The following is a 2,542-nucleotide window of genomic DNA, read 5'->3' as shown; positions in this document are numbered from 1 at the left end:
CCCCGCCCAAAGCCTATGATTACCACGCTATCTCACGCCCCCGCGAACCTCCCGCGAAGCGGGTTCGTGCATGTCGGGATTGCCGCTATGGATTTCGTCTGCGACGCCCTGCCGATGGACGCGGGAGGCGCCGGACCTCATACCGATTTGGGTTAAAATCCTCCACGCGCGGCGTTGGGAGAATGACCCCAGCCAACCGTCATTTCCTCGGCAAGGAAAGGTCGGGCGCTATGATCCATGTCCCTGCGGTTCCGGGAAGAATACAAGAAGTGCTGCGGACTGAATTGAGGCGGATTCAACGAAAAGTCCCACGGCGGACCGATGATCGCTACCATGGCTGAAGCCGCCGACATTTCGGTCGTTCAGTTCGCTTCTCGGACCACCCTAAAGCGGTCGTCGATTCAGGTACCAACGCCGCGACCGGTTGGCACGAATTACTGCTTTCAAGCGCCGACTTTCGAAAGCGGACTTGCGGTCCGATGCCAAACATAAGACTGAAGCGCGCTCTACTGCGGCGATCATCGTTCAGGCCCGATCACGGGCGACCTGAACGAGTTGCTCCTGCCGCGAGGGCACCCATCGGATTATCGGTTCAGGTCCCTTGACCGCTATGAGCGGAGCTGCAGGCGCGCGTATGTCCGCGTCGATGATGTCGATCGTCACGGGTACCGTAGTCTCGAAGAGAAAGACGGGAGCGGTGTTCGTGGAGCTCGCGCGGACGACCGGCCGGTCGAGGACGAATTTCGTGGTCTCGCCGTGGAACGAGAAATGCGCGGTGCCGCCGGTGCCGCCGCGCCATTGGGGATCTTCGCTGCGGCAACCGCTCAGCGTGCCTCCGCTCCACAGGCGATAATTGCGCTTGCTACCGCGCGCGACGCAGTTCTGCAGATACACGTTGGCGGACTTCAGGTCGAAGCCGCCATCGGTGCAGTCTGTTGCGACGCAGGACAAATAGCGAATGGCGCCGTTGCCGCGCTCGTCCGAAAATCCGTCGCCGTTCCAATAGCTGGTCGCGGCCCTGCCGGTTTCGCGAAAGCCATGCGCCTCGCAGCGCAGATAGGTGATGTCGTGCGCCTGATCGTCGAGCTGAAAGCCGACGCAATAGAGATCGGCATCGGCGCTGCCATAGGCAACGAGGTCCTCGAGCTGGCCATGGTGCGACCCATATCGGATGCGCGTCATGCCATGGTCGACATTAGACGCGACCATGCGGCGAAGCGCAAAATTGCTCAGTACTGCGGGATTGGTCGAGGCTGAGGACGTATCCTCGAGGAATCGATAGACATGCTCGACGCTGCAATCCGCGACGACAAGATTGTCAACGGGGGCCGCCACGCGGATCGCGCCGTTGCCGAGATTCCTGAAACTGCAATTGGTGATCTGCGTGTTGGATTTGAGACGCAAGCCTTCGCCGCCCTCGCCCCCCGTACCGGCGAACGACCGCGTGCCGGTAAAGGTTCGTCCCGAGATGACCGTCGTGAAACTCGTCTGAGCCCCGGCCATATGCGGCAGAAATGGCAACGCTGCCGCTGCCGCGAGAACCTCGCGGCGCGAAACATGTTTCGTCATTGTGCTGTGTCCCGACCCCGCCGGTCTCGCCGGCTACAGATCAAATACCCCTGGGCACCTTAAGATTCGGATACGATTTCTGCGACGAGTTGAGTGGCAAGCCGTTTTCAGTATGGCCTCCTCGACGTGAACAAACGGTCCGGCGCATCTGTCCGGGCCGAACTGGCCCCACTCCGGAATCACGAAAGGGTCGGCGGCATTGTGCGGCGATGAAGATTGGTGTCGCGTTGCAGCGTGAACGTGTGAGCAAGCCCCTGGTGTGCAAGGCGCCGCAGTGAGGGGGGGTATGCCCTTTCGCCGTAAGCGGGTACTGGTGTGCTGCCGGACGGTTTGACGACTGCGGGACGATCCGAGGAAGCGCTAACCGTCACGCGCAATGCCCGACCGGATGCCGTGCGCGTGCTGCCGCCCGAGCTGTCGCGCCTGCAGGTTCGGGGAACAGCGACCGCATCGCTGGATGTCTGCAAGAGCGCGCACAGCTGTCATCGCGCCGAAGTTCCGCAATGCCCGGGCGGGTTCAACTGGTCATCGAAACACCTGTCGTAGTTTATCGACGGGTGTTTCGAAGCCCAAGGTCTTTCGGGGGCGCTGATTGAGCCGCAGGGCAACGGCGTTGAGTTGAGCTTGCGAGATGCTGGCGAGGTCAGTGCCGCGAGGGAAGTATTGCCTGAGAAGACCGTTGGTGTTTTCGTTGCTGCCGCGCTGCCAGGGACTGCGCGGATCGCAGAAGTAAACCTGCACATTGGTGGCGACGCTGAAGGTCTTGTGACGCGCCATTTCGCTGCCCTGGTCCCAGGTGAGCGAGCGCCGCAACTCGTCGGGCAGTCTGCGGCTGCCAAGATTTCAGAGTCAATCGAGCCTCTCGATGCACTGTGAGAAACGACCGCTTTCGCCGCCATGCACGAACCCGCTTCGCGGGAGGTTCGCGGGGGCGTGAGATAGCGTGGTAATCATAGGCTTTGGGCGGGGAGAG

General features: G+C 61.5%; 1 protein-coding gene and 1 pseudogene. Both read right to left on the bottom strand.

Annotated features, from left to right (window positions below; translation table 11 throughout):
* Positions 1–525: 525 nt before the first annotated feature.
* Positions 526–1,569, bottom strand: a complete 1,044-nt coding sequence (locus AC3WJD_RS21855; protein WP_492748936.1) for a hypothetical protein — start codon at positions 1,567–1,569, stop codon at positions 526–528.
* Positions 1,570–2,094: 525 nt separating this feature from the next.
* Positions 2,095–2,397, bottom strand: a pseudogene (locus AC3WJD_RS21850) (IS30 family transposase); the annotation flags it as partial.
* Positions 2,398–2,542 lie beyond the last annotated feature (145 nt).

This window comes from Sphingobium sp. FW306-1B-F04DB, assembly GCF_058781925.1.
Note: the sequence above shows the minus strand (reverse complement) of the source record. Positions and strands in the feature narration are given on the sequence as shown.

Bases quoted from the DNA above. Each gene is read 5' to 3' on its own strand.
- AC3WJD_RS21855 (WP_492748936.1), bottom strand. From the start codon at position 1,569: ATGACGAAACATGTTTCGCGCCGCGAGGTTCTCGCGGCAGCGGCAGCG.